The sequence below is a fragment of the Microbacterium hydrocarbonoxydans genome, assembly GCF_011752045.1.
Lineage (GTDB): Bacteria > Actinomycetota > Actinomycetes > Actinomycetales > Microbacteriaceae > Microbacterium.
Window position 1 is genome coordinate 137,141 of the sequence record NZ_JAAKXW010000003.1, and the last position, 21,493, is coordinate 158,633.

Sequence of the window (21,493 nt, forward strand, 5' to 3'; positions counted from 1 at the left end):
GTGTCTCCTTTGACGTGCTTCGGGTGGGTGATCGCGCTTGTTAAACGATTAGCTTAAACGATTAGCAAGGAGAATAGCCGGAGACGCGGAGGAGCGCAAGCGTCTTCAGAGCAGGGCGCCGAGGGCGAGGCCCGCCCCGGCGGCGAGGAGCCCCAGCACCAGCATCCCGACGGCGTTGAAGACGGATGCCGGTCGCTCCCCGTCACGCCAGAGGGCGACGGTGTCGAGCATCGCGGTGCTGAACGTCGTGTAGCCGCCGAGGAGGCCGGCTCCGAGGAGGAGGGCCTGCTCGGGGAGGGCCGTCGTGACGATGCCGAGGGCGAACGAGCCGCTGAGGTTCACCAGCAGGATGCCCCACGGGTAGCGGCGCCCGGCCACCCTCCCGACGCCGAGGTCGGCGAGATAGCGGAGCGCCGCGCCGACCCCTCCGGCGAGCGCGGCCCCGAGGAACAGCAGCGGGCTCATGCGGCGCCCCCGGTGGGGTGAACCTCAGCATGCGGGCGCCCGATGCGCAGGCCGAGAGCCGCGGCGCCGAGGCCGAGCGCGAGGCTGCCGAGGGCGTAGCCGACCGCGAGGAGCGGAGCATCCGCCCAGAGCCCGACGGTGCCCGTCATGAATGCGCTGTACGTCGTGAACCCGCCGAGCAGGCCGGTGCCGAGCAGCAGTCGCAGCCCTGTCGCCTTCGGCAGGCGCGCGGTGAGGATGCCGATGAGCAGGGCCCCGAGGATGTTCGCGAGGAGCACGGGGAGCACACCGGCATCCGGGAGCAGAAGCCCGAGCCCGAGGCGGGCCGCCGTCCCCGCCGTGCCGCCCGCGGCGACGAGCAGGACGCGGGTGAGGTTCACCCTCGTCACTGTAGCCGCCGCCCCCGCCGCGTTTCGTCTCGGTCGCTGCGCTCCCTCGCTCAACGACCGGGAGCAGTCCCGGCCGTTGAGCGGGTCTTCGCGAGACGAAACGCCCCGGCCTACAGGTTCGCCTCCGCGTAGATGCGGAGCGCGTCGCGGACGAACTCCGCGCCCTGCGTGCCTCCGGCGGACGTCGCGTAGTTCGCGCCGAAGCGCGGGTCTGCGACGTACATCTCGCCGAGGCCGAGCACGTACGCCTTGACGTCGCCTCCCGGCACCGCCGCGGGCGTGCCCGGGATGCCGGTGAGCCACCCGACGTGACGGCGGGCGATGTCCTGCGCCTCGGCGGACGCCGGATCGATGCCGCTCTCGGCGGCGGCGATCCAGTCGCGTCCGAGGTCGGACACCGTCTGCTGCCAGTCGGCGCGCTCGGCATCCGTCATCCCCCGCCACCAGCGGTCGCTGTCGGCGTAGGCCTTCTTGCCCCAGCGCTGCTCGACCTCTTCCCGGTACCGGGTGTGGTCGAAGCCGTCGAACATGTTCTCTGCCATGAGTTCTTCACCTCCTCTCAGTGCTGCGATGGTGTTCTCGACCGACGCGATCTGCCGCGCCAGCCTGGTCTGCTCCTCGCGCAGCAGCGCGAGATGGGTCTCGAGAGCGGATGCTTCACGCGCCGTGGAGGCGCTCGCCGGGGAATCCAGCACCTCGCCGATCTGCGGCAGACCGAGGCCGAGCTCTCGCAGCAGCAGGATGCGCTGCAGCCGCACGAGCGCGGTCTCGTCGTAGTGCCGGTAGCCGTTGTGCGCGATGCGCGTCGGCGACAGCAGGCCGATGTCGTCGTAATGACGCAGCGTCCTGCTCGTGGTCCCGGCGAGCCGTGCGATCTCCTGGATCGACCAGTCTCTGGTGGGCATGCCGCCTCCTTCCGTCTGCGATAGAACCACCGTAGAAGTTGACGCAACGTCAATGTCAAGCAGAGCTGCGCATCAATCCCGCAGGCGCTGCGGAAATGATGCGTGCGCTTCGCGGACCGGGCCTATACGGTCAAGACGTGACCAGCGCCACGCATCCTCTCGCCCTCGCCCCCGTGACCGCTCCCGCGAGCACCGTCGACGCCTTCGTCGCCGACTTCCTGCACAACCTGAACTTCGACCGCGGGGTCGCGCTCTCGGCCTCGAGCGCGAACGACCGCTACTTCGCCCTCGCGCACACCGTGCGTGACTACCTGATGGCGCGGTGGCTCGAGGACCTCCGCCGCCAGAAGGAGACCCAGGCGAAGGGCGTCTGCTACCTCTCCGCCGAGTACCTGCTCGGCCGTCAGCTCGACAACAACCTGCTCGCCTGCGGACTCGCCGACACCGCGAAGGAGGCCCTCGCCGCGTGCGGTGTCTCTCTCGACGAAGTGCGCGCTCACGAGGTCGAACCGGGCCTCGGCAACGGCGGGCTCGGCCGTCTCGCGGCCTGCTTCATCGACTCGCTCGCCACCCTCGGCGTGCCGAGCATCGGCTACGGCATCCGCTACGAGTACGGCATCTTCCGGCAGACCTTCGTGGAAGGCCAGCAGGTGGAGCAGCCCGACGCCTGGCTGTCCCTGGGATCGCCGTGGGAGTTCGCCCGTCCGGAGGACGCCCAGACCATCGCCTTCGGCGGACACACCGAGACCTACGACGACGAGGGCGTCACGCGCTCCCGCTGGGTCCCGGGGTGGAACGTGCAGGCCGTGCCCTACAACTACATGGTCCCCGGCTACCAGAACGGCCGGGTGAACACCCTGCGCCTGTGGAGTGCCGTGGCCACGAAGGCCTTCGACCTGCGCATCTTCAACTCCGGCGACTACGAGGAGGCCGTGCGCGCGCAGACCTTCGCCGAGAACATCTCGAAGGTCCTGTACCCGGAAGACTCCACTCCGCAGGGCAAGGAGCTCCGGCTCCAGCAGCAGTACTTCTTCGTCGCGGCGTCCATCCACGACTTCCTCGACAACATGCTCGCCGACGGCTTCGATCTCGCGCAGCTCCCGGAGCGGGTGATCTTCCAGCTCAACGACACCCACCCGGTGATCGCGGTCCCCGAGTTCATGCGCGTGCTCGTCGACGAGAGGAAGCTGGACTGGGATGCCGCGTGGGCGATCACCCGGCAGTGCTTCGCGTACACCTGCCACACGCTGCTCCCCGAGGCCCTCGAGGTGTGGCCGGTCGAGCTGCTCGGACGGCTGCTCCCCCGCCACCTGGAGATCATCTACCGCATCAACGACGAGTTCCTCGCCGAGGTGCGGGAGCGGTACGGCGACGATGAGATGCGCATCCGCAACATGTCGATCATCGCCGAGCATCCGGTCCGCTCCGTGCGGATGGCGTACCTCGCCACCGTCGCCGGCGCCAAGGTGAACGGCGTGGCGGAGCTGCACTCCCAGCTGCTGCGCGACAAGGTGCTGAACGACTTCGACGACTTCTACCCGGAGAAGTTCACCAACGTCACCAACGGGGTCACCCCCCGGCGGTTCCTGCGGCTGGCGAACCCCGAGCTCTCCGGTCTCATCACGGAGGCGATCGGAGACGGATGGGTCACCGACCTCGAGCGTCTCCGCGAGCTCGAGCCCTTCGCGGAGGACGCCGGATTCCGCGCCGCGTTCGCCGAGGTGAAGGCGGCGAACAAGCGCCGGCTCAACGAGGTGCTGCGCGCACGCGACGGCTTCGAGGTGAGCGACGGACACCTGCTCGACGTGATGGTCAAGCGGCTGCACGAGTACAAGCGCCAGCTGCTGAAGCTGCTGCACGTCGTCGGCACCTACGAGGGCGTCGTGTCGGGGCGTGTGGCGGCATCCGACGTCCAGCCGCGAACCGCGATCTTCGGCGCGAAGGCCGCCCCCGGCTACGCGATGGCCAAGCGCATCATCCACCTGATCAACGCGGTCGGCGACGTCGTGAACAACGACCCGCGACTGGAGGGGCGCCTGCAGGTCGTCTTCCCGCCGAATTACAACGTGACCCTCGCCGAGCGGGTGATCCCGGCCGCCGACCTGTCGGAGCAGATCTCCCTCGCCGGCAAGGAGGCCTCCGGCACCGGCAACATGAAGTTCGCCCTCAACGGGGCGCTCACGATCGGCACCGACGACGGGGCGAACGTCGAGATCCGCGAGCTGGTCGGCGACGACAACTTCTTCCTCTTCGGCATGAGCGAGCCCGAGGTGCAGGAGCTGAGCGACCGCGGCTACCGGCCGAGCGAGTTCTACCAGGCCGACCCGGAGCTGCGCGCCGCGATCGACCTCATCGCCTCCGGGGCGTTCTCGCGCGGCGACCGCTCGGCCTTCGAGCCGATCGTGTCGAACCTGCTCTACGAGGACCGGTTCATGGTGCTCGCCGACTTCGCCTCGTACATCGCGGCGCAGAAGCGCGTGGATGCCGCGTACGCGGATCAGGACGCCTGGGCGCGCTCGGCGATCCTCAACGTCGCCCGCACCGGGTTCTTCTCCTCGGACCGGTCGATCCGCGACTACATCGACCGGATCTGGCACACCCCGCCGGCCTTCTGAACCGGTCCCGCCGGTCCGCGCATCGCAACAAGGAGGTTGTCATGGATGCTGTCGACGACGCGCACGAGGTCGATGCGCCGAGCGAGGCGCTCGCCGCACTCGCCCGCGCCTACGGGATCTCGACAGAGTACTGGTCGTTCTTCGGCGAGCACGTCACCGTGCCGGCCTCGACCGTGCGGTCGATCCTGTCCGCGATGGGGGTGGACGCCGCCGACGAGCGCGCCGCGCTGCGGGCCCGTGAGGACGAGCCCTGGCAGCATCTCGTGCCCGGCTCCCTCGTCGTGCGATCCGGCTCCGGGGAGCTGTCGCTCCATGCTGCAGCCGACGCTCAGGTGGAAGCGACCGTGGTGCTCGAGGACGGGACGACGCGGGAGCTGCCCGCACCCGCCGAGACCGGCGACGAGCGCGCGATGGACGGCCACGCCGTCCGCCGGCTCGTCATCCCGCTGCCGAAGGATCTTCCGCTGGGCTGGCACGAGGTGCGAGCCGAGGAGCGCCGCCCGGGAGCGGATGCGCCGGCTCGCACTGCGACCTGCTCCCTCGTCGTCACCCCGCAGCGGCTCGACGCCCCGCCGAGCCGCGACGGCAACGGCGGCCGCGCGTGGGGCCTCATGACCCAGCTCTACTCGGTGCGCTCGCGTTCGTCCTGGGGCATGGGCGACTTCGCCGACCTGGCCCGCCTCGCGGCACTCGCCGCGGGGGAAGGGGCCGACTTCGTCCTCATCAATCCGATCCACGCCGCAGAGATCACCTCTCCGATCGAGCCGTCGCCGTACCTCCCCGCAAGCCGGCGCTTCATCGCTCCGCTGTACGTGCACCCGGAGAGCATCCCGGAGTTCGCCGCGCTCCCGGCGGAGGATCGGGAGATCGTGGAGCGGCTGCGCGAACCGCTGCTCGCCCGGAACACGAGCGCCGATCTCATCGATCGCGACGCCGTGTGGGCCGCCAAGCAGGACGCGCTCCTCCGGGTGTTCTCCGCGCCGCGCTCCGCCGAGCGGCAGGCCTCGCTCGACGCATACGTCGCCGGTGAAGGTCGCGCCCTCGGCAAGTTCGCCCTGTGGTGCGCGCTGCAGGAGTTCTGCGCGGATCCTGCGAACTCCGCCGGGCCTCCCGAGGAGTACGGAATCGGCTCTCCGCTGGTCACCGAGCTGCGCGACCGGCTCGCCGATCGCGTCGCGTTCCACATCTGGCTCCAGTGGATCGCCGACGAGCAGCTCGCCGCCGCACAGGACGAGGCGAAGGCCGCGGGCATGACGATGGGCGTCATGCAGGATCTCGCCGTGGGCGTGCATCCGCTCGGCTCCGACGTGTGGTCGAACCGGGAGGCGTACGCCTCGCACGTCACCGTCGGCGCGCCGCCGGACATGTACAACCAGCAGGGGCAGGACTGGTCGCAGCCACCGTGGCTGCCCGAGGCCCTCGCGACGCAGGGCTACCGGCCGCTGCGCGATCTGCTCCGCGGCGTGCTGCGTCACGCCGGCGCGCTGCGCATCGACCACATCATCGGGCTGTTCCGCCTGTGGTGGGTTCCGGACGGCTCCTCCGCCGCCGCGGGGACGTATGTGCACTACGACCACGAGGCCATGGTCGGCATCCTCGCGCTCGAGGCGCAGCGTGCCGGAGCGGTGATCATCGGCGAGGATCTCGGCAACGTCGAGCCCTGGGTGCGCGACTACCTCGTCGAGCGCGGCATCCTGGGCACCTCCGTGCTGTGGTTCGAGAACGACGAGGGCGGCCCTCGGCAGCCCGAAGACTACCGGCAGGGCGTCCTCGCCACGGTCACGACGCACGACCTCCCGCCGACGGCCGGCTACCTCACCGGGGAGCACGTCGAGCTCCGGGCTCGGCTGGGACTGCTCGAGCGGGCGGTGGAGGAGGAACGCCGGATCGCGGAACAGGAACGCGACACCATGCTGCAGCGGCTGCGCGATCGCTGGATCCTCGCGCCGGATGCGACGGACGAGGATGTGGTGATCGCGCTGCACCGCTACCTCGCCGCGTCGCCGTCGTATCTGCTCGGCGTGGCGCTGACGGATGCCGTCGGCGAGCGCCGTGCGCAGAACCAGCCCGGCACGTACAAGGAGTACCCGAACTGGCGGGTGCCGCTGGCCGACATCGACGGGAACCCGGTGCTGCTGGACGACCTCGAGGCGAACGGCCGGTTCCAGCGGCTCGTCGGCGCGGTGGACGAGGCTCTGCGCTGGTGACGCTCGGGTTCTGATTCTCGCTTGCCCCCGGACTCGGGATGGCGGCCGTTCGGCGCTCTCAGGGAAGTCCCAGCCGCACCCCTTGGCGGAATCGAGATATATCGTGTTACTCTTCTCAAACACGATATATCGTGATCCCTCAACACAGGAGAAGCAGACATGACCGAGAAGTGGCTCATCGCCCCGGGCGAGGAACGCGTCATCGACATCGAGAACATCAGCCGGCTGAAGATCGGCCTGGTCGGCGGCCAGGTCGACGTCATCGCGCACGACGAGCCGGGCATCCGCATCGAGGTGCACGGCGTCACCATCAAGGACCTCCGCATCGAGTCCAACGACGGCGAGGTCGAGATCGACCACCCGCAGCTCGGCTGGGACAACTTCCTCGAGGTGTTCCGCAACTTCGGCTCGGGCGGTCCGAAGGCCGAGGTCAGCGTGGCCGTCCCGCGCTCCATCGCCCTGAACCTCGGCGTCGTCAGCGCCGGAGCCCTCGTCTCCGGCATCCGCAACGACGCCCGACTGAACACCGTGTCCGGCGACATCATCGTCGACACCCTCATCGGCGACCTCACCGTCAACACCGTCTCCGGCGACGTGCAGGTGCGCGGGCTCACCGGCTCGATCAACGCGAACAGCGTCTCGGGCGACGTCGCGGTGACCGGCGCCGTCCGCAAGGCGACGGTCGACATCGTGTCCGGCTCCACCCTCGTGGACGCCTCGGGCGATGTGAACACCATCAGCGTGAACTCCGTCTCCGGCGGAACCACGGTTCGCCTCGACGAGTCGCTCGCCGCGAACTACGTCGTGCGCTCCCTGAGCGGCCGGCTGCTCATCGACGGCGTCGAGCGCAGCTCCTCCGGACCGAGCAACTACACCGGCTCGACCGGCGAGCTCGCAGGACGCTTCGTCGACCTTCGCGTGAACTCCGTCTCCGGCGGGGTCACCGTGCTGCGCCGCGTGCCCGAGACCATCGAGAACGACGCCGAGTGGGAGGAAGCATGAGCCCCGCAGTGTTCTCCCACGGTGACCTGCGCCTGTACCTGCTGTCGCTGCTCGCCGAGGCGCCGCAGCACGGCTACGGCATCATCCAGGCGCTCACCGATCGCACCGGCGGCACCTACACGCCGAGCGCGGGCACGATCTACCCGCGGCTCGCGAAGCTCGAGGAGGACGGCCTGGTCACCAAGACCGCCGACGGCCGCACCACGATCTACGCGATCACGGATGCCGGACGCGCCGAGCTGGCCTCCCGAGAGGGTGACCTCGCCGGCATCGAGGCGGGACTGACCGATTCGGTGCGACTCATCGCGAACGAGGTGCGCCAGAGCGTGAAGGAGGCGATGAAGAGCCTGCGCGCCGACTTCGCCACCGCCGAGAAGGAGGAGCGCACGGCCTCGCACAGCCGCCCGCGCACCCCGATGGACGACGAGCGGATCACCAGCCGCGAGGAGCTGCACAGGGCGGATGCCGCGATCAACGCGTTCCGCGCGCGGGTCCGCACGGACCTGCGCACCCACGTCGCCCGCGGCGGGGTGCTGCCGGCATCCGTCGTCACCGAGCTGGACGACGCGCTGGATGCCGCGGCGCACGCGGTGACCCGCGCCCTCGCAACCCTCAGCGGTCGCTGAGTCCTTGCGACGAGGGGAGGCCTCGCTTCGAGTTGGCACCTGTTGCCGGATACGCGCCAGCATTCCGTCGACAGGTGCCGACTGCATGAGGATGGGCCTCGCTGAGTTGGCACCTGCGGTCGCCATGACGCGCGGATTCCACCAGGAGGTGCCAACTCGGCCGCCGCACAGCAGTTCGGCGGCCCGAGCCTCTGCCGGGCCTACTCGGTCCAGATGTCCTTCTGGTCGTCGGGCACCGGCTCCTCGAGCGGAACCACGAGGATGGAGCGGTGCTGCCGATGCGCGAGTCGCGCGGCGACGGAGCCGGTGAAGAACTCGCGGATCGACTCGCCGATGCCGCGCTTGCGCGTGCCCACGACGATCAGCTGCGCGTCGAGCTTGTTGGCGAGCTGCTTGATCGCGAGCGCCGGGTCGCCGACGAGCTGACGGGCGGTCCAGGTGAGGCCGGTCCCCTCGAGCGCCGCGGCGGCCGCCTCCTGCACGGCCTCGAACTCCGCGACGCCCGCTTCGAAGTTGATGTCGATGGGAGCCGAGTGCACGTAGCCGTCCGGGTCCTCGTAGGTGACGAAGCGCGTCACGTCGACGTGGGCGACCACGAGGGGCACGTCGAGCAGCCGGGCGAAGCGGATCGCCTCGTCGAGCACGTGCCGGGACTGATCGGGCTGCATCCCGACGATGACCGCCTTCTGCAGAGTCGCATTCTGGGCCGCTTCTTCCGCCGCGGCGGAGGTGCTGTCGGTCATGAGGATCACTCCCTTCACCAGGCGGGTGTCAGCCTGAGCCTCCTACCCGCGTGCTATTCTGAATGCTACTCTTACCGGCCGCGAGCCGGTGTCGTGAAACGCATCGGGCCCTACGTTGCCCGCAGCTTAACTCGTGAGGGGGTCTCGCGCATGGGCCGTGGCCGTCAAAAGGCGAAGCACACCAAAATCGCCCGCGAACTCAAGTCGTTCAGTCCGTCTGTGAACTATTCGGCACTGGAACGCGAGCTCGCGCACCCGAGCGACGACTCGGAACCCGAGTACGTCGACAAGTGGGCGGACGAGTACGCCGACGAAGACGAGGACGAGCTGGAAAAGGCCTGACCGCCGGTTCTGCTCGTCGTCTCCCCCGTGCACAGCACGGGGGTTTCGTCGTACCCGGATGCCGGTGACCGCCGCTCGGCGGCGCGGAAGCGGCCCGGAGGGATCCCCTCCGGGCCGCTTCTCGGATGCCGCTACTTGGCCTTCTTGACCTTGAGCGGTGCGCTCGCCAGCGTCTCGCCCTTCGCGTTCGCGACGGTGATCTCGCTCGCGCCGGGGGCGGCATCCGCCGGGATCCTGAGCGTCGTGCGCAGAGCGCCGTCGGCGTCCACCTGAACCTCGGCGAACTTCGCGCCGTCGAGGAGGATCGACACCGTGGAGCGCGGCCCGAACCCGGTGAGCTCGGCGTCGACCGTGCCGCCGGCTCGCGCCGACTTCGCGTCGAGGCTGAGCTGCGGATCTGTGGCCGGGTTGCAGGCGTCGAGGTCATCCGCCGGCCGCGTTTCGGGCGCATGGCCCTCCTGCGGCGTCGAGCTGCCGTACACCGCGAGCTCGGCGATGGCGGCGAACTGGGTGCCCGAGACCGAGGAGAGCGCCGTGATGCGGATGTAACGGGCTTCCACCTCGGTGAAGGAGACGTCCTGGAATCCGCCGGGCGCCTTCAGCCACTCCCCGGAGGCGACGTCGGTGTAGGTGGTCCCGTCGGTCGAGACCGCCACGGTGTACGCCTTGATCGGCCCGTTCTGCACGTCGCCTCTGCTGAGGTAGCCCACGCCGTCGACCTGCGCGTTCGCGCCGAGGTCGAGGGTCACGACGTGCGGGTAGGACGTGGCCCCGGCGGTGCTCCACAGGCTGTGCCAGAAGGTGGTCGCGTCGCCGTCGAGCATGTTCACCGCCCGCCCGTCCTCGCCTTCAGTCTCCTCAGAGTTCGCGGATGCGGTGATCTGCGAGTTCGGGATGCGCGAGCGCGAGGCGACGGATGCCTGCTGCACCGTCTCGACCGTGCGGACGTCGCAGTCCGCGAGATACGTCGCGGAGATGCCGATGCCGACGGTCGCGCCGGCCGCATCCGCCGGTGCGGTCAGCAGCCAGGTCGTCTCCACGCTCTCGCCTGTGGCGACCTCGCCGAACAGGTTCGACGAGCCGTCGGCGACCTCGACCGTGTACCCCTCGGGGAGCTCGAGCTGGACGCCGACGTTCTCGACGGCGATGTCCTCGCTGTTCGTGAAGGTCGTCGTGAACGTCGCCTGCGCACCGGGGCTGAGCACGGCGGCCTCGCCCGCGACCGTCGCGCAGGGCGTGCCGCCCTCGGTCGGGCCGAGGTCGGTCACGGTGAAGTCGTCGAGCACGAAGTCGACATCGGGGCCGCCGACGCGCTCCAGTCCGACCCAGGTGTAGTCGCCGCATCCGACGGTCACGTCCTGGCTGAACGCCGTGGTCTCCAGCGCCTGCGGGATGTCGGTGCGGGACAGCGTGGTCGAGGAGACCTCACCGCCTGCCACCTTGTCGGTGCCGGTCAGCCAGCGGTAGGCGCCGGCGGCCCCGGCCTGGTACTGGAAGCCGATGCGGTAGGTGTGCCCCGGCTCCAGCGCGACGAGCGTGGGGTCGGTGCGGTAGACGACGCCGTTGTTCTCCGAGTGCGACATCAGCGAGTGCTCGCCGTTCAGCGTGGAGTCGACGGCGAGGCCGGCCAGCGGGTAGCCCGCTGCGAACGGGCGGGCGGTGTTGCGCCAGTCGCTGCTCGTGTACGGGTCGTGGCGGCGCGAGATGCTCGTGCGCGGGTCGTCGATGCCGTTCGCATCGCCCTTCACGAACGGCCCCCAGCCGGCTTGGTTGCCCTCGAAGTCGTTCGAGTACACCGTGCCCTCGGCCGTCGGCGACGTCGTGTCCTCCATCACCCGCGCGTTGTCGACACGGACCTTCGCATCGCCTGCGGCGGCCGCGATCGACACCGTCACCTCCCCGGAGGCCGGGGCGACGAAGGATGCCGAGCCGCGCTGGTAGAACTGCCCGGCCTTCGAGTCGGCGCGCATGTAGTTGTACGTCGGGGACAGGCTCCAGGTGCGTGCGGACGTGCCCTCGCCGGTGTCGACGGCGATCGTCACGTCGCGCGTGGCCGTCGGATCGATCTGCACCTGCGCGGAGAACGAGTACCTCGTGCCCGGGGTCAGGCCGGTCACGGTCTGGCTGATCGACGACTTCTCCGCGCCGAGGACGGCGATGTTGTCACCGCGCGAGTCGTTCTTCGCGGTGCCCTCGTCGGTGCGCGCGAGCGTCACGTCGCCCGTCGGGTTCCAGGCGTCGAGCGAGCCGGCGTTGAAGCCCGGGTCGTCGAGCCCGGCGTCGTGGTACTCGACAGCGGCACGCTGCTCCCCTTCCTGCGGCACCACGACGTAGGCCACGCCCGCGTCGCCGGTGAGCGTGAGCCGCCCGTCGACGGCATCCGCCGTGCCCACCTTGGAGCGGCCCTGATCGCCCAGCTCGAACACGTCGAAGGCTGTGCTGCCGGCGAAGGCCGCCGTGAGCTCGAAGGTCTTCTCGCCCCCGGATGCCGAGTAGAAGTACATCTTGTCGGCGTCGACCGGCGAGCCGGCGTCGGCGTTCGAGGCGAGCGACTGCCACGGCAGGAGATACGAGTCGCCGCGGAGCACGGTGGCTCCGCCCATCGTGATGACCCGGGTGTCTCCGTCCATGCTGATCGTGACGTCATCCGTCAGCGTCGCCGTCTTCCCCGCCTCGTAGCTGAGGAGGTCGAAGTGCTGGATGAACTTCGTCGGCAGGCTCTGGTTCCAGATGTTGCCGATGAAGCCGTCCCAGTTGCGGTTGCCCACCCAGCCCTCAGCGTCCACGAGCCGCTGCTGGCCGAGCAGGGCGTCGTCGTTCCAGACGTCGGCCTGACCGTTCTGGATGAAACGGACCATGGTGGAGTTGATGCCCTTGTTGGTCGCGCCGCCGTAGGCGAGGTCGTTCGGCCAGTGCGCCCAGACCGCGTTGTCGACGAACTTGTCGCCCCACTCGGTCGCGACCTCGAGCCCCATGCCGTTCAGCTCGTCGGCGAGCTCCTCGGCCACCCAGCCGTTGGAGTAGTACACGTCGATGTAGACGCCACTGAGACCGGGGACCTCGTCGCGGAGCTGCTGGAAGCGGTCGAGCACCCGGCCGGTGCCGAGGTCGGCCTGCTGGTTGATGTAATACGACTGGTCGAGCCAGTTCCAGCCCGGCTTGTAGGGGGCGGCGCCGTCAATGATGGCGGTGTCGAACGCGTTCGCCTGCGGGTACATCTCGGTGGCGTTCACGTGCACGCTCATGTCGGCGTTGAGCTTCGCGCCCTCCTCGACGAGGTTGTTCAGGTCAGCGACTCCGCCGGCGCGCTCGTTGTGGTTCCCGCCGTAGTCGGTGTTCGCGGAGTCGTGGCCCTCGCTGCCGAAGCCCTTGTTGAGCACCCACTGGCCGAGACCGTCGGTCTGGTTCGCGATGCGCTTGGTGTTGTCGAGGGTGAGGTCGAAGTAGTTCGTCGCGCTGGAGGCGAAGTTGAACGGGATGCGGCTGACGACACGATCAGCCACACGGTCGGCACCGAGCCGGTCGGGCTCGACCTCGCGGTAGCGGATCGCCGCGTCCTGCCAGTCCACGGCGTCGTCGTCGTTGCGGTCGGCGGTGAGCAGCACCGTGACCTTCGGCAGCTCGTACGTCGTGACGCGGCTGTCGACCGCCGTCGTCGGGTGGATCAGCCAGGTGCTGGACCCGATCTCGGCGGTGCGGCCATCCGCTTCGGTCACGCGCGTGGTGAGCCGGGTGTTCCACGATGCCGTGCCACCGGAGGCCTGCGTGGTGGCGTTGCTGATGACGCTGCCGGAGAGAGTCCCGTCGCCGAGGAACGCGAAGGCCGCGCCCTTCTGGCCCGTCGGCGTCGTCGCCGAGAGGGCGATGTGCTCATCGGCGTTCGTGGTGCTGTTCGGGCTGATCACCGTGCGGTCGAGGACCGCGCCGTCGCCCGTGGCGGAGAGGAAGGCGTTGTCGGGCAGTCCGAGCGTGGTGACGGTGGCACCGCCCTCGACGCCGGTCACCTCGAAGACGACGGTGCCGTCGTCGGAGACGCGGATGCTGCTGCGCACGGTCACGTCGATGCCGGTCAGGCGCGAGACGTACTCGATGCCGGCATCCGTCGCCGTCGACGTGGTCTCGGCTGCGTAGGAGGTGCCGTTCACTGCCCACTTGCCGCCGGCGGCGCGCTGACCGCCGAGCTCGGCGTCGCCGACCGCGTAGCCGAGGACCTTCGGGAAGCCCTTCGCCACGGTGACGATCGTGCCGCCGTTCGCGAGCTGCACGGTCTCGCCGGCGGGCGGGGTGCCGGGATCCGTGGTGATCGGCGGCAGCGCCTCATCGGAGAGGACCTCGAGTTCGCCCGCCCCGCCGCCGCTGGTCCCCTGCGCGTCGAGGATGAGGAGGGCGACGAAGCGGCCGTCCTTCGGCGTGGTCAGCGTGATGCGCTGCTTCTCGTCGTTGGCGGTCGGCGCGTGCAGCGTCGCGGTGCCCGCGGACGTGCCCCAGCCGCCGTCGGCGGGCGAGGTGCGCGCGACGTCGGCGTCGTCGGTCACATAGACGGCCACGTTCTTCGCGGCGATGCTCTGCCCCTTCTTGACCGAGTAGTCGAGGGCCGCGACGGAGATCGGCCGCTGCAGATCGACGACGATCCAGTGCGGGAACGGCGCGCCCTCGCTGTACCGAGAGACCCACTGCGTGGCGAAGTCGCCGTCGAAGGCGCCGAGCGCGGTGCCGTCGAGCGAGGGAGGCGCCGGATAGGGGTCAGCTTCGCTCGACACCGCGTGCAGGCGGTAGTCGGTCTTCGGAACGGGGATCAGATCGGCGGCCTGCGCCGGCGCGGTCTGTGCGGCGACACCGCCGAACACGAGCGCCGTCGTCAGCAGCGTGCTGACCGTGCGCCCCGCGCGGGGTGATCGGGAAGGGTTCGACACGTCTTGCCTCTCGAGCGGTGCGATGCCCCGGTGCGCTCCGTTGCGTCGCAGGTGGATCACCGGCGGTCGCCGATGTTTGCGCAATCACTCTAGATCCGCAAGCGCTCGCTTTACAAGAGTCTGAGTACAGATATCGCTAACATCTGTCGCTCGGCATCGACGCGGCGCACCGTGCGCTCGGAGAGGCGCGTGCGCGAGAGCACGGCGCACGCCGGGAGGACGACGCGCGCTCGGGAGGAGGATTCCCGCGGAAACCTCCTCCCCTGTGCGTGAGCTCCTCCCGAAGGGAGCACTCGGCCCGGGCTCAGGACCCGATGAACTCCTCGGTCGCACCGAACGACGGCTCCTCCCGGATCTCGACGCGCGCGCCGAGTCCGTCGACGTCGAGCACGACGACCTCGTTGCCTCCCGCACGCCAGAGCGGTGCCGGGGCGTAGAGGGTCTGCTGGGGCCCGACCTCCCAGTAGCGCCCGAGGAGGAAGCCGTTCAGCCACACCATGCCCTTGCGGCCACCGGGGAAGGCGAGCCACGCGTCGAGCGGTTCGGCGACGTCGAGACTCGCGACCGCCACCCCGTCAGTGCGCGCGGCATCCGCGCCGACCTCCAGAGCGGCGCCTGCGTCGGCCTCAGAAACGGCATCCGCGCCGGCCTCGGAAGCGGCAACGGCACCCGGATGCTCCGGAGCATCCTGCGGGACGATGCGATGGGTCCATCCGTGCACGAGGCGACGGCCGATCCGCACGCCGTGCATGATGCCCTTGCCCTCACCCGTGCGGGCCCCGTAGTTGATGCGGCCGAGACTCTCGACGACGATCGTCAGCCGCGCCCGGCCGGAGCCAGGGAGCGCGACGGACCTCTCACCGTCGCGCTCGAGCACGCCGATCCGCTCGTCATCGAGGAACACGGTGGCGCGATCGTGCAACCCGTCGATCGTGAGCTCCGAGCCCGGGGCGAAGGCGATGCCGGCTTCGTAGACCACCAGGCCGTCCTCGGCGCCGAGCTCCTCGAAGGTCTGCGGGAGCGGGGTCGGGGCCCCGGCATCCGCAAGCGACCGGACGTGATCGAGCAGGGAGACGACCGGCACCAGAGCGGCGGATGCCGCGCGCTGGCGCCGCGGCGCCGCCGGCGCCTCAGGCAGCTCGCCCTCGTGGAACGGGGCGAACAGCGCGCGGAGGGTGTGGAACTTGTCGTTCAGCGTGCCGTCCTCGCCGATCGGCGCGTCCGAGTCGTAACTGGTGACCGTCGGCTGCAGCACGCGGTCGTGATTGGCGCCGTTCCACAGGCCGAAGTTCGTGCCGCCGTGCGCCATGTACATGCTCACCGATCCGCCGGCATCCAGCAGCTCGGCGACCGTCCCGCCCATGCTCGCTGCTGAGCGGACGTGATGCTGCTCGCCCCAGTGGTCGAACCAGCCGCCCCACAGCTCGCTGCACATGAGCGCCTCGCCCTCGCGGCGCAGCCCGGCGGCCGCCGCGACCCCGGTGCCGAACGTGAAGGTGGTCATCGCCCCGGGCACACTGCCGTGGGCGACCATGTCGGCCGTGGTGCCGTCGGCGGTGGTGAGCATCTCCACGATGCCGCGCGCCCGCAGTCCGTCGCGCAGGTGCGCCAGATAGCCGGGATCGCTGCCGAAGGAGCCGTACTCGTTCTCGACCTGCACGGCGACGATGGGGCCGCCGTGCGCGGCCTGCAGGGGGGCGAGCCGCGGGATCAGCTCGTCGTACCAGGCGTCGACCGCGGCGAGGAAGCCGGCATCGGACGTTCGCAGCGCCCGCGCGCGGCCGGACAGCCAGAACGGGATGCCGCCGTTCGACCACTCCGCGCAGATGTACGGACTCGGGCGCAAGAACACGTCGAGACCGACCTCTCCCGCGATGCGGATGAACCGCTCGACGTCGCGCCAGCCGTCGAAGCGCGCGTCGCCCTCGACGCGCTCGTGGAAGTTCCAGGCGATGTAGGTGTCGACCGTGTTCGCCCCCATCGCGGCGAGGCGGCGGAGGCGGTCCTCCCACTGATCAGGATGCACGCGGAAGTAGTGCACCGCTCCGGAGAGCATGCGGTGCGGCCGTCCCCGGCGGAGGATCTCGCCGTCGCGCCAGCTGAGCGCGGGGGTGCCGTCCGCCTCTGTCGAGGAGTCGAGGGCGGTGACGGCGCCGTGGCGCCCTGCGGCCGAGGCGAGAAGGTCGGACATGGTGCTCCCTGGGTCAATGTTTGCGCTCACATTATCGCACCCCGACCGGGCGCGATCGCCCGGAGATCGATCAGACGATCGCTACCATTGACCCATGTCACCTCGTCGCCCCCGGGAGGACCGGGCCCCGAGCCAGGTCGATGTCGCCAAACTCGCCGGAGTGTCGACGCAGACCGTGTCTCGCGTGATGTCCGGGCAGGGCAACGTCCGCGCCGACACCGCGCGCAGGGTCCTCGCCGCCGTCGACGAACTCGGCTACCGGGTGCACGCGGCCGCTGCCTCGCTGGCGTCGGGCCGCACCCGCCAGCTCGGGGTGATCGTCGTGTCCACCGACCGGTACTCCTCCGCCGCCCTCGGCGTCGGCATCCAGCAGACCGCCGCGGCCAACGGCTACACGGTGTCGACCGCCGCCGTGGCCGATCACGCCTCGGTCGACGCGTTCCTCGAGGCCTTCGACCGTCTCGAGCGGCAGGGCGCGGAGGGGATCATCCTCGGCGTCCCCATCGAACTGGAGAGTCCGGCCCTGCGGGCCCGCACCGAGCGCACGCCCGCGACGCGCAGCGAGCGGATCTCGCTCGATCAGGATGCCGCACTCGTCGTCGATCAGGCCGCGATCGCCCGGCTCGCGGTCGAGCACCTGCTCGGCCTCGGCCACGAGACGGTCTGGCATGTCTCCGGCGACGTCTACTGGACGGAGACCCGTCAGCGCAGCGAGGCGTGGGAGCAGACGCTCCGCGATCACGGCATCACCCCTCCCCCCGTCATCCCCGCCGACTGGACGCCGGAGTCCGGGTACCGCGCGGGGCGCACCATCGCCGCGATCCCCGACGCCACGGCCGTCTTCGTCAGCAGCGACGAGATGGCGTTCGGGCTCATCCGCGCCCTCCACGAGGCCGGCCGCAGCGTTCCCGAGGACGTGTCGGTCGTGAGCGTCGACGACATCGCCCTCGCCGCCTACGCCTCCCCGGCGCTCACCACCGTCCGCCAGCCCTTCGAGGACATGGGCCGCGCCGCCGCGCTGCGGCTGATCGCCCAGATCGAGGGGCACGAGGCGATCGGCGAGATGCCGTCGACCGACCCGCAGCTGATCATCCGCTCCTCCACGGCTCCGCCGCGCGAGCGCTGAGCGAGGAGATCACCAGCGCCCGTGCCGGCGCTCCCACTCCTCTTCGACGGTGCTCCGGCGGCCTGCGACGTACCCGGCCGGGATCGCCGCCACCAGCACCGCGGCCAGCACGATCAGCGGGATCTGCCACGCGCCGGTCACCTCGTGCAGGAACCCGATCAGCAGCGGGAACACGGCGGCGAGACCGTAGCCGATGCTCTGCACGAAGCCGCTCAGCGCGACGGCGCTCTCCGACGTGCGGGCGCGGATGCTCAGCAGAACGAGGCTCAGCGGGAACATGATCGCGCTCAGGCCGAACAAGCCGACCCACAGCGGGAGCGCGATCGTGGGCGCGAAGAGGAGGCCGGCGAGGCCGAGCAGGCCGGCGACGACTCCGACGAAGAACAGGGGCCGGGTGGCCTGGAACCGCACGACGAGCACCGGCACGACGAGCGAGGCGGGCAGGCCGACCAGCGCGAACAGCGACAGCAGCAGGCCGGCGGCAGCCGGAGTGACCTCGCCGATGTCGACGAGCATGGTCGGCATCCAGGCGAAGGACACGTACGCCATGGTCGACGAGGTGCCGAACACGCCGGCGATCGCCCACGCGAGGGGGATGCGCCGCAGCCGGCCGAAGATCCGCGGGTTGGCGGGCGAGGTCGTGATGGGTCCGGTCGCGAGCGACGCCGCATCCTGTCGTCCGTCCTCCTCCGGCTCCGGGGCGCGCAGCACCGGTGGCACGGCCGGTGCGGGCTGCGTGCGCTCCGCGAGGATGAGGGCGATCCAGGGCACCAGGGCGATCGCCGCGAACAGCCCCCAGAGGCCGAGCGAGACGCGCCAGCCGAGGGCGTCGGCGACGGGGACGGCGACCATCGGCGGCAGGAAGGTGGAGATCGCCATGGTCGTCGAGTAGACCGTCATCATCAGGCCGAGACGATCCGGGAAGTACTTCTTGACCAGCGGCGGGAGCAGCACGTTGCCGGAGCCCACCCCCGCGAACACGACGACCGTGGCCGCGAACAGCGTGATCGAGTCCACGGCGAAGCCGCGCAGCAGCAGTCCCGCCGTCATCAGCCCGATCGCGATGACCGCGACGCGCTCCAGCCCGAACCGGCGCTCGGCGAGCGGGGTGAGCAGGCCGAACACCGCGAAACAGACGGGAGGCGCGGCGCCGATCAGCCCGACCACGACGGGTGAGACCGGGAAGTCCTCGGCGATGTGGTCGATGACCGGGGACAGCGAGGCGACGGCGGAGCGGAGCGAGAACGCGACCAGCACGATGCCGAGCAGGGCCAGCGCGCGTCCCTGCCACAGCGGCCGGACCGACGTCACGAGGTCTGCGACCCCTCGACCCACGCCAGGTACTCGTCGGTGACGGTGCCGGTGACGTAGCGGCCGTCGAAGCAGCTCATGTCGAGGTCGGTCATCGCCGTGCCCTCGGTGATCGCGGCCTTGAGGTCCTCGACCTCCTGGTACACGAGGTGGTCGCAGCCGAGCTCCTCGGCGATCTCCGGGATGGTCCGCCCGTGCGCGATCAGCTCGTGACGCGACGGCATGTTGATGCCGTAGACGTGCGGATGCCGCACCGGCGGCGCCGCGGAGGCGAAGGTCACCGACTTCGCACCGGCATCCCTCGCCATCTGGATGATCTGCTTCGAGGTCGTGCCGCGCACGATCGAGTCGTCGATGAGCAGGACGTTCTTGCCCTGGAACTCGGCCGACATCGCGTTGAGCTTCTGGCGCACGCTCTTCTTGCGCACCGCCTGGCCGGGCATGATGAAGGTGCGGCCGACGTAGCGGTTCTTGTAGAAGCCCTCGCGGTACTCGATGCCGAGCTTGCGGGCGACCTCCATCGCGGCGGGGCGCGAGGAGTCGGGGATCGGCATGACCACGTCGATCTTGTCCATCGGCACGTGCTTGGCGATGGTGTCGGCGAGCTTGTCGCCCATGCGCAGGCGCGACTCGTAGACGGAGATGCCGTTCATGATCGAGTCGGGGCGGGCGAGGTACACGTACTCGAAGGCGCACGGCGCGAGCGTGGTCTCGGCGGCGCACTGCTGCGAGAACAGCTGGCCGTCGTTGGTGATGAACACGGCTTCACCGGGCTCGATCTCGCGGACCACCTCGTAGTCGCCGTTCTCGAGCACGAGCGACTCGCTCGCGACGACCCACTCGTCGCCGGCCGCGGGGTCGCCGTTCTCGTCGCGGCCCTTGCGGTGGCCGAGGATCAGCGGGCGGATGCCGAAGGGATCGCGGAACGCGAGCAGGCCGTAGCCGGCGATGACGGCGATCACCGCGTAGGCGCCCTCGATGCGCTGGTGCGTGCGGGCGACGGCCTCGAAGATGCGCTCCGGGTCGAGGTCGACCGTGGAGGTGGTCGCCTGCAGCTCGCCGGCGAGCACGTTGAGCAGCAGCTCGGTGTCGCTGGAGGAGTTGAGGTGACGGCGGTCGCGCTGCGCCATATCGGCGGTGAGCTCACGGGTGTTCGTGAGGTTGCCGTTGTGGATGAGGATGATGCCGTAGGGCGCGTTCACGTAGAACGGCTGCATCTCCTCCTCGCTCGACGCGGTGCCCTTGGTGGCGTAGCGGACGTGACCGAGGCCGACGTTGCCGAGGAGGGACCGCATGTCGCGGGTGCGGAACGCCTCGCGCACCATCCCCTGCGCCTTCGCGTTGTGCATGACGCCGTTCGGCTCCGCGGTGGCGATGCCCGTGGCATCCTGACCGCGGTGCTGCAGCAGCAGGAGAGCGTCGTAGATGTCCTGGTTGACCGGGGCCGTTCCGACCATTCCGACGATGCCGCACATGGAGTGTCTGCTTATCCGTTTCTTCAGTGGGAGGCGTACGCGCCCACGAGGCGCACCGCTCCGCCGTCGACGCCCTTGGCGCCCTGTTCGAACTCCCCGGCCGGTCGCGCGCCGAACCCGACGGTCGCGACCTGCCAGGCGGGCATGCCCTCGGCCTCGAGAGCCGCGATGGCGGCATCCTTGCTGTCGGCGGCGATCACCGCGAGGAAGCCGATGCCGAGGTTCCAGGTGCCCTCGGCCGACTCCAGCGTGGAGCCGGCGATGTCGCTGAGCACGCGGAAGACGGGGCTCGGCGACCAGGTGCTGCGGTCGACCTCGGCCCAGCTGCCCTGCGGGAGCACGCGGGCGAGGTTCGCCGCGATGCCGCCGCCGGTGACGTGGCTGAGCGCGTGCACGCCGCCGCCGAGGGTCTCGATGAGGCGCAGCAGCGGGAGCGTGTAGAGACGCGTCGGCTCGAGGAGCGCCTCGCCCCACGTGGTGCCGAAGTCGGCGGCGTTGTCGGCGTAGGTGATGCCGGCGTTCGTGATGATGTGACGCACCAGGGAGTAGCCGTTGGAGTGCAGTCCGCTGGACTGCACCGCGAGCACGACGTCGCCGTCCTGCACGCGCTCGGCGCCGAGGATCGCGTCGGCCTCGACCACGCCGGTGGCGGCGCCCGCGACGTCGTAGTCGCGCGGGCCGAGGAGTCCAGGGTGCTCGGCGGTCTCGCCGCCGACGAGCGCGGTGCCGGTGGCGGAGCACGCCTCCGCGATGCCGCGCACGATGTCGGCGATGCGCTGCGGGTAGACCTTGCCGCAGGCGATGTAGTCGGTCATGAAGAGCGGCTTGGCACCCACCACGACGATGTCGTCGACGACCATGCCGACGAGGTCCTGACCGATCGTGTCGTGCTTGTCGATCGCCTGCGCGATCGCGACCTTCGTGCCCACGCCGTCGGTGCTCGAGGCGAGCAGCGGACGGCGGTAGCCGAGCAGCGCACTCGCGTCGAAGAGTCCGGCGAATCCGCCGACACCGCCGAGCACTTCGGGGCCGTGCGTCGCGCGCACGGACGACTTCATCAGTTCGACGGCGAGATCACCGGCAGCAGTGTCGACGCCGGCTTCGGAATAGGGATTGGTGGGGGAGGCAGCCACCCCTCGATCCTACCGCCCGCAAGGGTGGGGTTTCCCCGGAGGGGCGGGCG

Annotated in this window: 15 protein-coding genes; 6 read left to right on the forward strand and 9 right to left on the reverse strand. The window is 70.1% G+C overall.

What is annotated here, in order from left to right; genetic code table 11:
- Positions 1 to 105: 105 nt before the first annotated feature.
- The 3 genes from G6G98_RS11715 to G6G98_RS11725 form a co-directional block, all read right to left on the reverse strand.
- Positions 106 to 465, reverse strand: coding sequence for a fluoride efflux transporter FluC (locus tag G6G98_RS11715; RefSeq protein WP_067356113.1), 360 nt, complete (start codon positions 463 to 465; stop codon positions 106 to 108).
- Positions 462 to 845 (reverse strand): CrcB family protein, encoded by a 384-nt coding sequence (locus G6G98_RS11720; RefSeq protein WP_067356115.1) that lies wholly within the window; start codon positions 843 to 845, stop codon positions 462 to 464. The genes G6G98_RS11715 and G6G98_RS11720 overlap by 4 nt, the downstream gene beginning before the upstream one ends.
- Before the next feature lie 119 nt (positions 846 to 964).
- The gene (locus tag G6G98_RS11725; protein WP_164234211.1) at positions 965 to 1,759 is read right to left on the reverse strand and encodes a MerR family transcriptional regulator; all 795 of its coding nucleotides are present in this window, start codon (positions 1,757 to 1,759) and stop codon (positions 965 to 967) included.
- A 98-nt stretch (positions 1,760 to 1,857) separates the two neighbouring features.
- On the opposite strand from G6G98_RS11725, the gene G6G98_RS11730 reads away from it, so the two are divergent.
- From G6G98_RS11730 to G6G98_RS11745, 4 genes are all read left to right on the forward strand, one after another.
- Entirely contained in the window at positions 1,858 to 4,374 is a 2,517-nt protein-coding gene (locus G6G98_RS11730; protein ID WP_067357197.1) for a glycogen/starch/alpha-glucan phosphorylase, read from the forward strand.
- Positions 4,375 to 4,415: 41 nt separating this feature from the next.
- Positions 4,416 to 6,581 carry a 4-alpha-glucanotransferase gene (malQ, locus tag G6G98_RS11735; RefSeq protein WP_164234210.1) on the forward strand — a complete coding sequence of 722 codons (2,166 nt, stop codon included), beginning with the start codon at positions 4,416 to 4,418 and terminating at the stop codon, positions 6,579 to 6,581.
- A 159-nt stretch (positions 6,582 to 6,740) separates the two neighbouring features.
- Complete coding sequence (locus G6G98_RS11740; protein ID WP_067356122.1) at positions 6,741 to 7,583, forward strand: DUF4097 family beta strand repeat-containing protein; 843 nt, start codon at positions 6,741 to 6,743, stop codon at positions 7,581 to 7,583.
- Entirely contained in the window at positions 7,580 to 8,209 is a 630-nt protein-coding gene (locus G6G98_RS11745; protein WP_067356124.1) for a PadR family transcriptional regulator, read from the forward strand. The genes G6G98_RS11740 and G6G98_RS11745 overlap by 4 nt, the downstream gene beginning before the upstream one ends.
- 200 nt (positions 8,210 to 8,409) lie before the next feature.
- On the opposite strand, the gene G6G98_RS11750 is transcribed toward G6G98_RS11745, so the two are convergent.
- A complete protein-coding gene (locus G6G98_RS11750) occupies positions 8,410 to 8,952 on the reverse strand; it encodes a universal stress protein (protein WP_067357201.1) in 543 nt (180 codons plus the stop codon).
- Between the two features lie 150 nt (positions 8,953 to 9,102).
- Between G6G98_RS11750 and G6G98_RS11755 the strand changes: the two genes are divergently transcribed.
- Positions 9,103 to 9,294: a DUF3073 domain-containing protein gene (locus G6G98_RS11755; protein WP_067357204.1), complete on the forward strand. Its 192-nt coding sequence runs from the start codon at positions 9,103 to 9,105 to the stop codon at positions 9,292 to 9,294.
- Between the two features lie 131 nt (positions 9,295 to 9,425).
- Here the strand turns inward: G6G98_RS11755 and G6G98_RS11760 are convergent, their stop codons facing one another.
- Both G6G98_RS11760 and G6G98_RS11765 read right to left on the reverse strand, forming a co-directional pair.
- Entirely contained in the window at positions 9,426 to 14,207 is a 4,782-nt protein-coding gene (locus tag G6G98_RS11760) for an endo-alpha-N-acetylgalactosaminidase family protein (protein ID WP_243842109.1), read from the reverse strand.
- A 304-nt stretch (positions 14,208 to 14,511) separates the two neighbouring features.
- A complete protein-coding gene (locus G6G98_RS11765) occupies positions 14,512 to 16,398 on the reverse strand; it encodes a glycoside hydrolase family 35 protein (RefSeq protein WP_164234209.1) in 1,887 nt (628 codons plus the stop codon).
- Positions 16,399 to 16,492: 94 nt separating this feature from the next.
- On the opposite strand from G6G98_RS11765, the gene G6G98_RS11770 reads away from it, so the two are divergent.
- Positions 16,493 to 17,524: a LacI family DNA-binding transcriptional regulator gene (locus G6G98_RS11770; RefSeq protein WP_164234208.1), complete on the forward strand. Its 1,032-nt coding sequence runs from the start codon at positions 16,493 to 16,495 to the stop codon at positions 17,522 to 17,524.
- 9 nt (positions 17,525 to 17,533) lie between these two features.
- Here the strand turns inward: G6G98_RS11770 and G6G98_RS11775 are convergent, their stop codons facing one another.
- From G6G98_RS11775 to purM, 3 genes are read right to left on the reverse strand one after another with little or no spacing between them, the layout of a single operon-like run.
- Complete coding sequence (locus G6G98_RS11775) at positions 17,534 to 18,835, reverse strand: MFS transporter (RefSeq protein WP_164234207.1); 1,302 nt, start codon at positions 18,833 to 18,835, stop codon at positions 17,534 to 17,536.
- Positions 18,832 to 20,310, reverse strand: a complete 1,479-nt coding sequence (gene purF, locus G6G98_RS11780; RefSeq protein ID WP_067356132.1) for an amidophosphoribosyltransferase — start codon at positions 20,308 to 20,310, stop codon at positions 18,832 to 18,834. Before purF ends, G6G98_RS11775 begins: the two co-directional genes overlap by 4 nt.
- Before the next feature lie 23 nt (positions 20,311 to 20,333).
- Positions 20,334 to 21,443: a phosphoribosylformylglycinamidine cyclo-ligase gene (gene purM, locus G6G98_RS11785; RefSeq protein ID WP_067356135.1), complete on the reverse strand. Its 1,110-nt coding sequence runs from the start codon at positions 21,441 to 21,443 to the stop codon at positions 20,334 to 20,336.
- Positions 21,444 to 21,493: the final 50 nt, after the last annotated feature.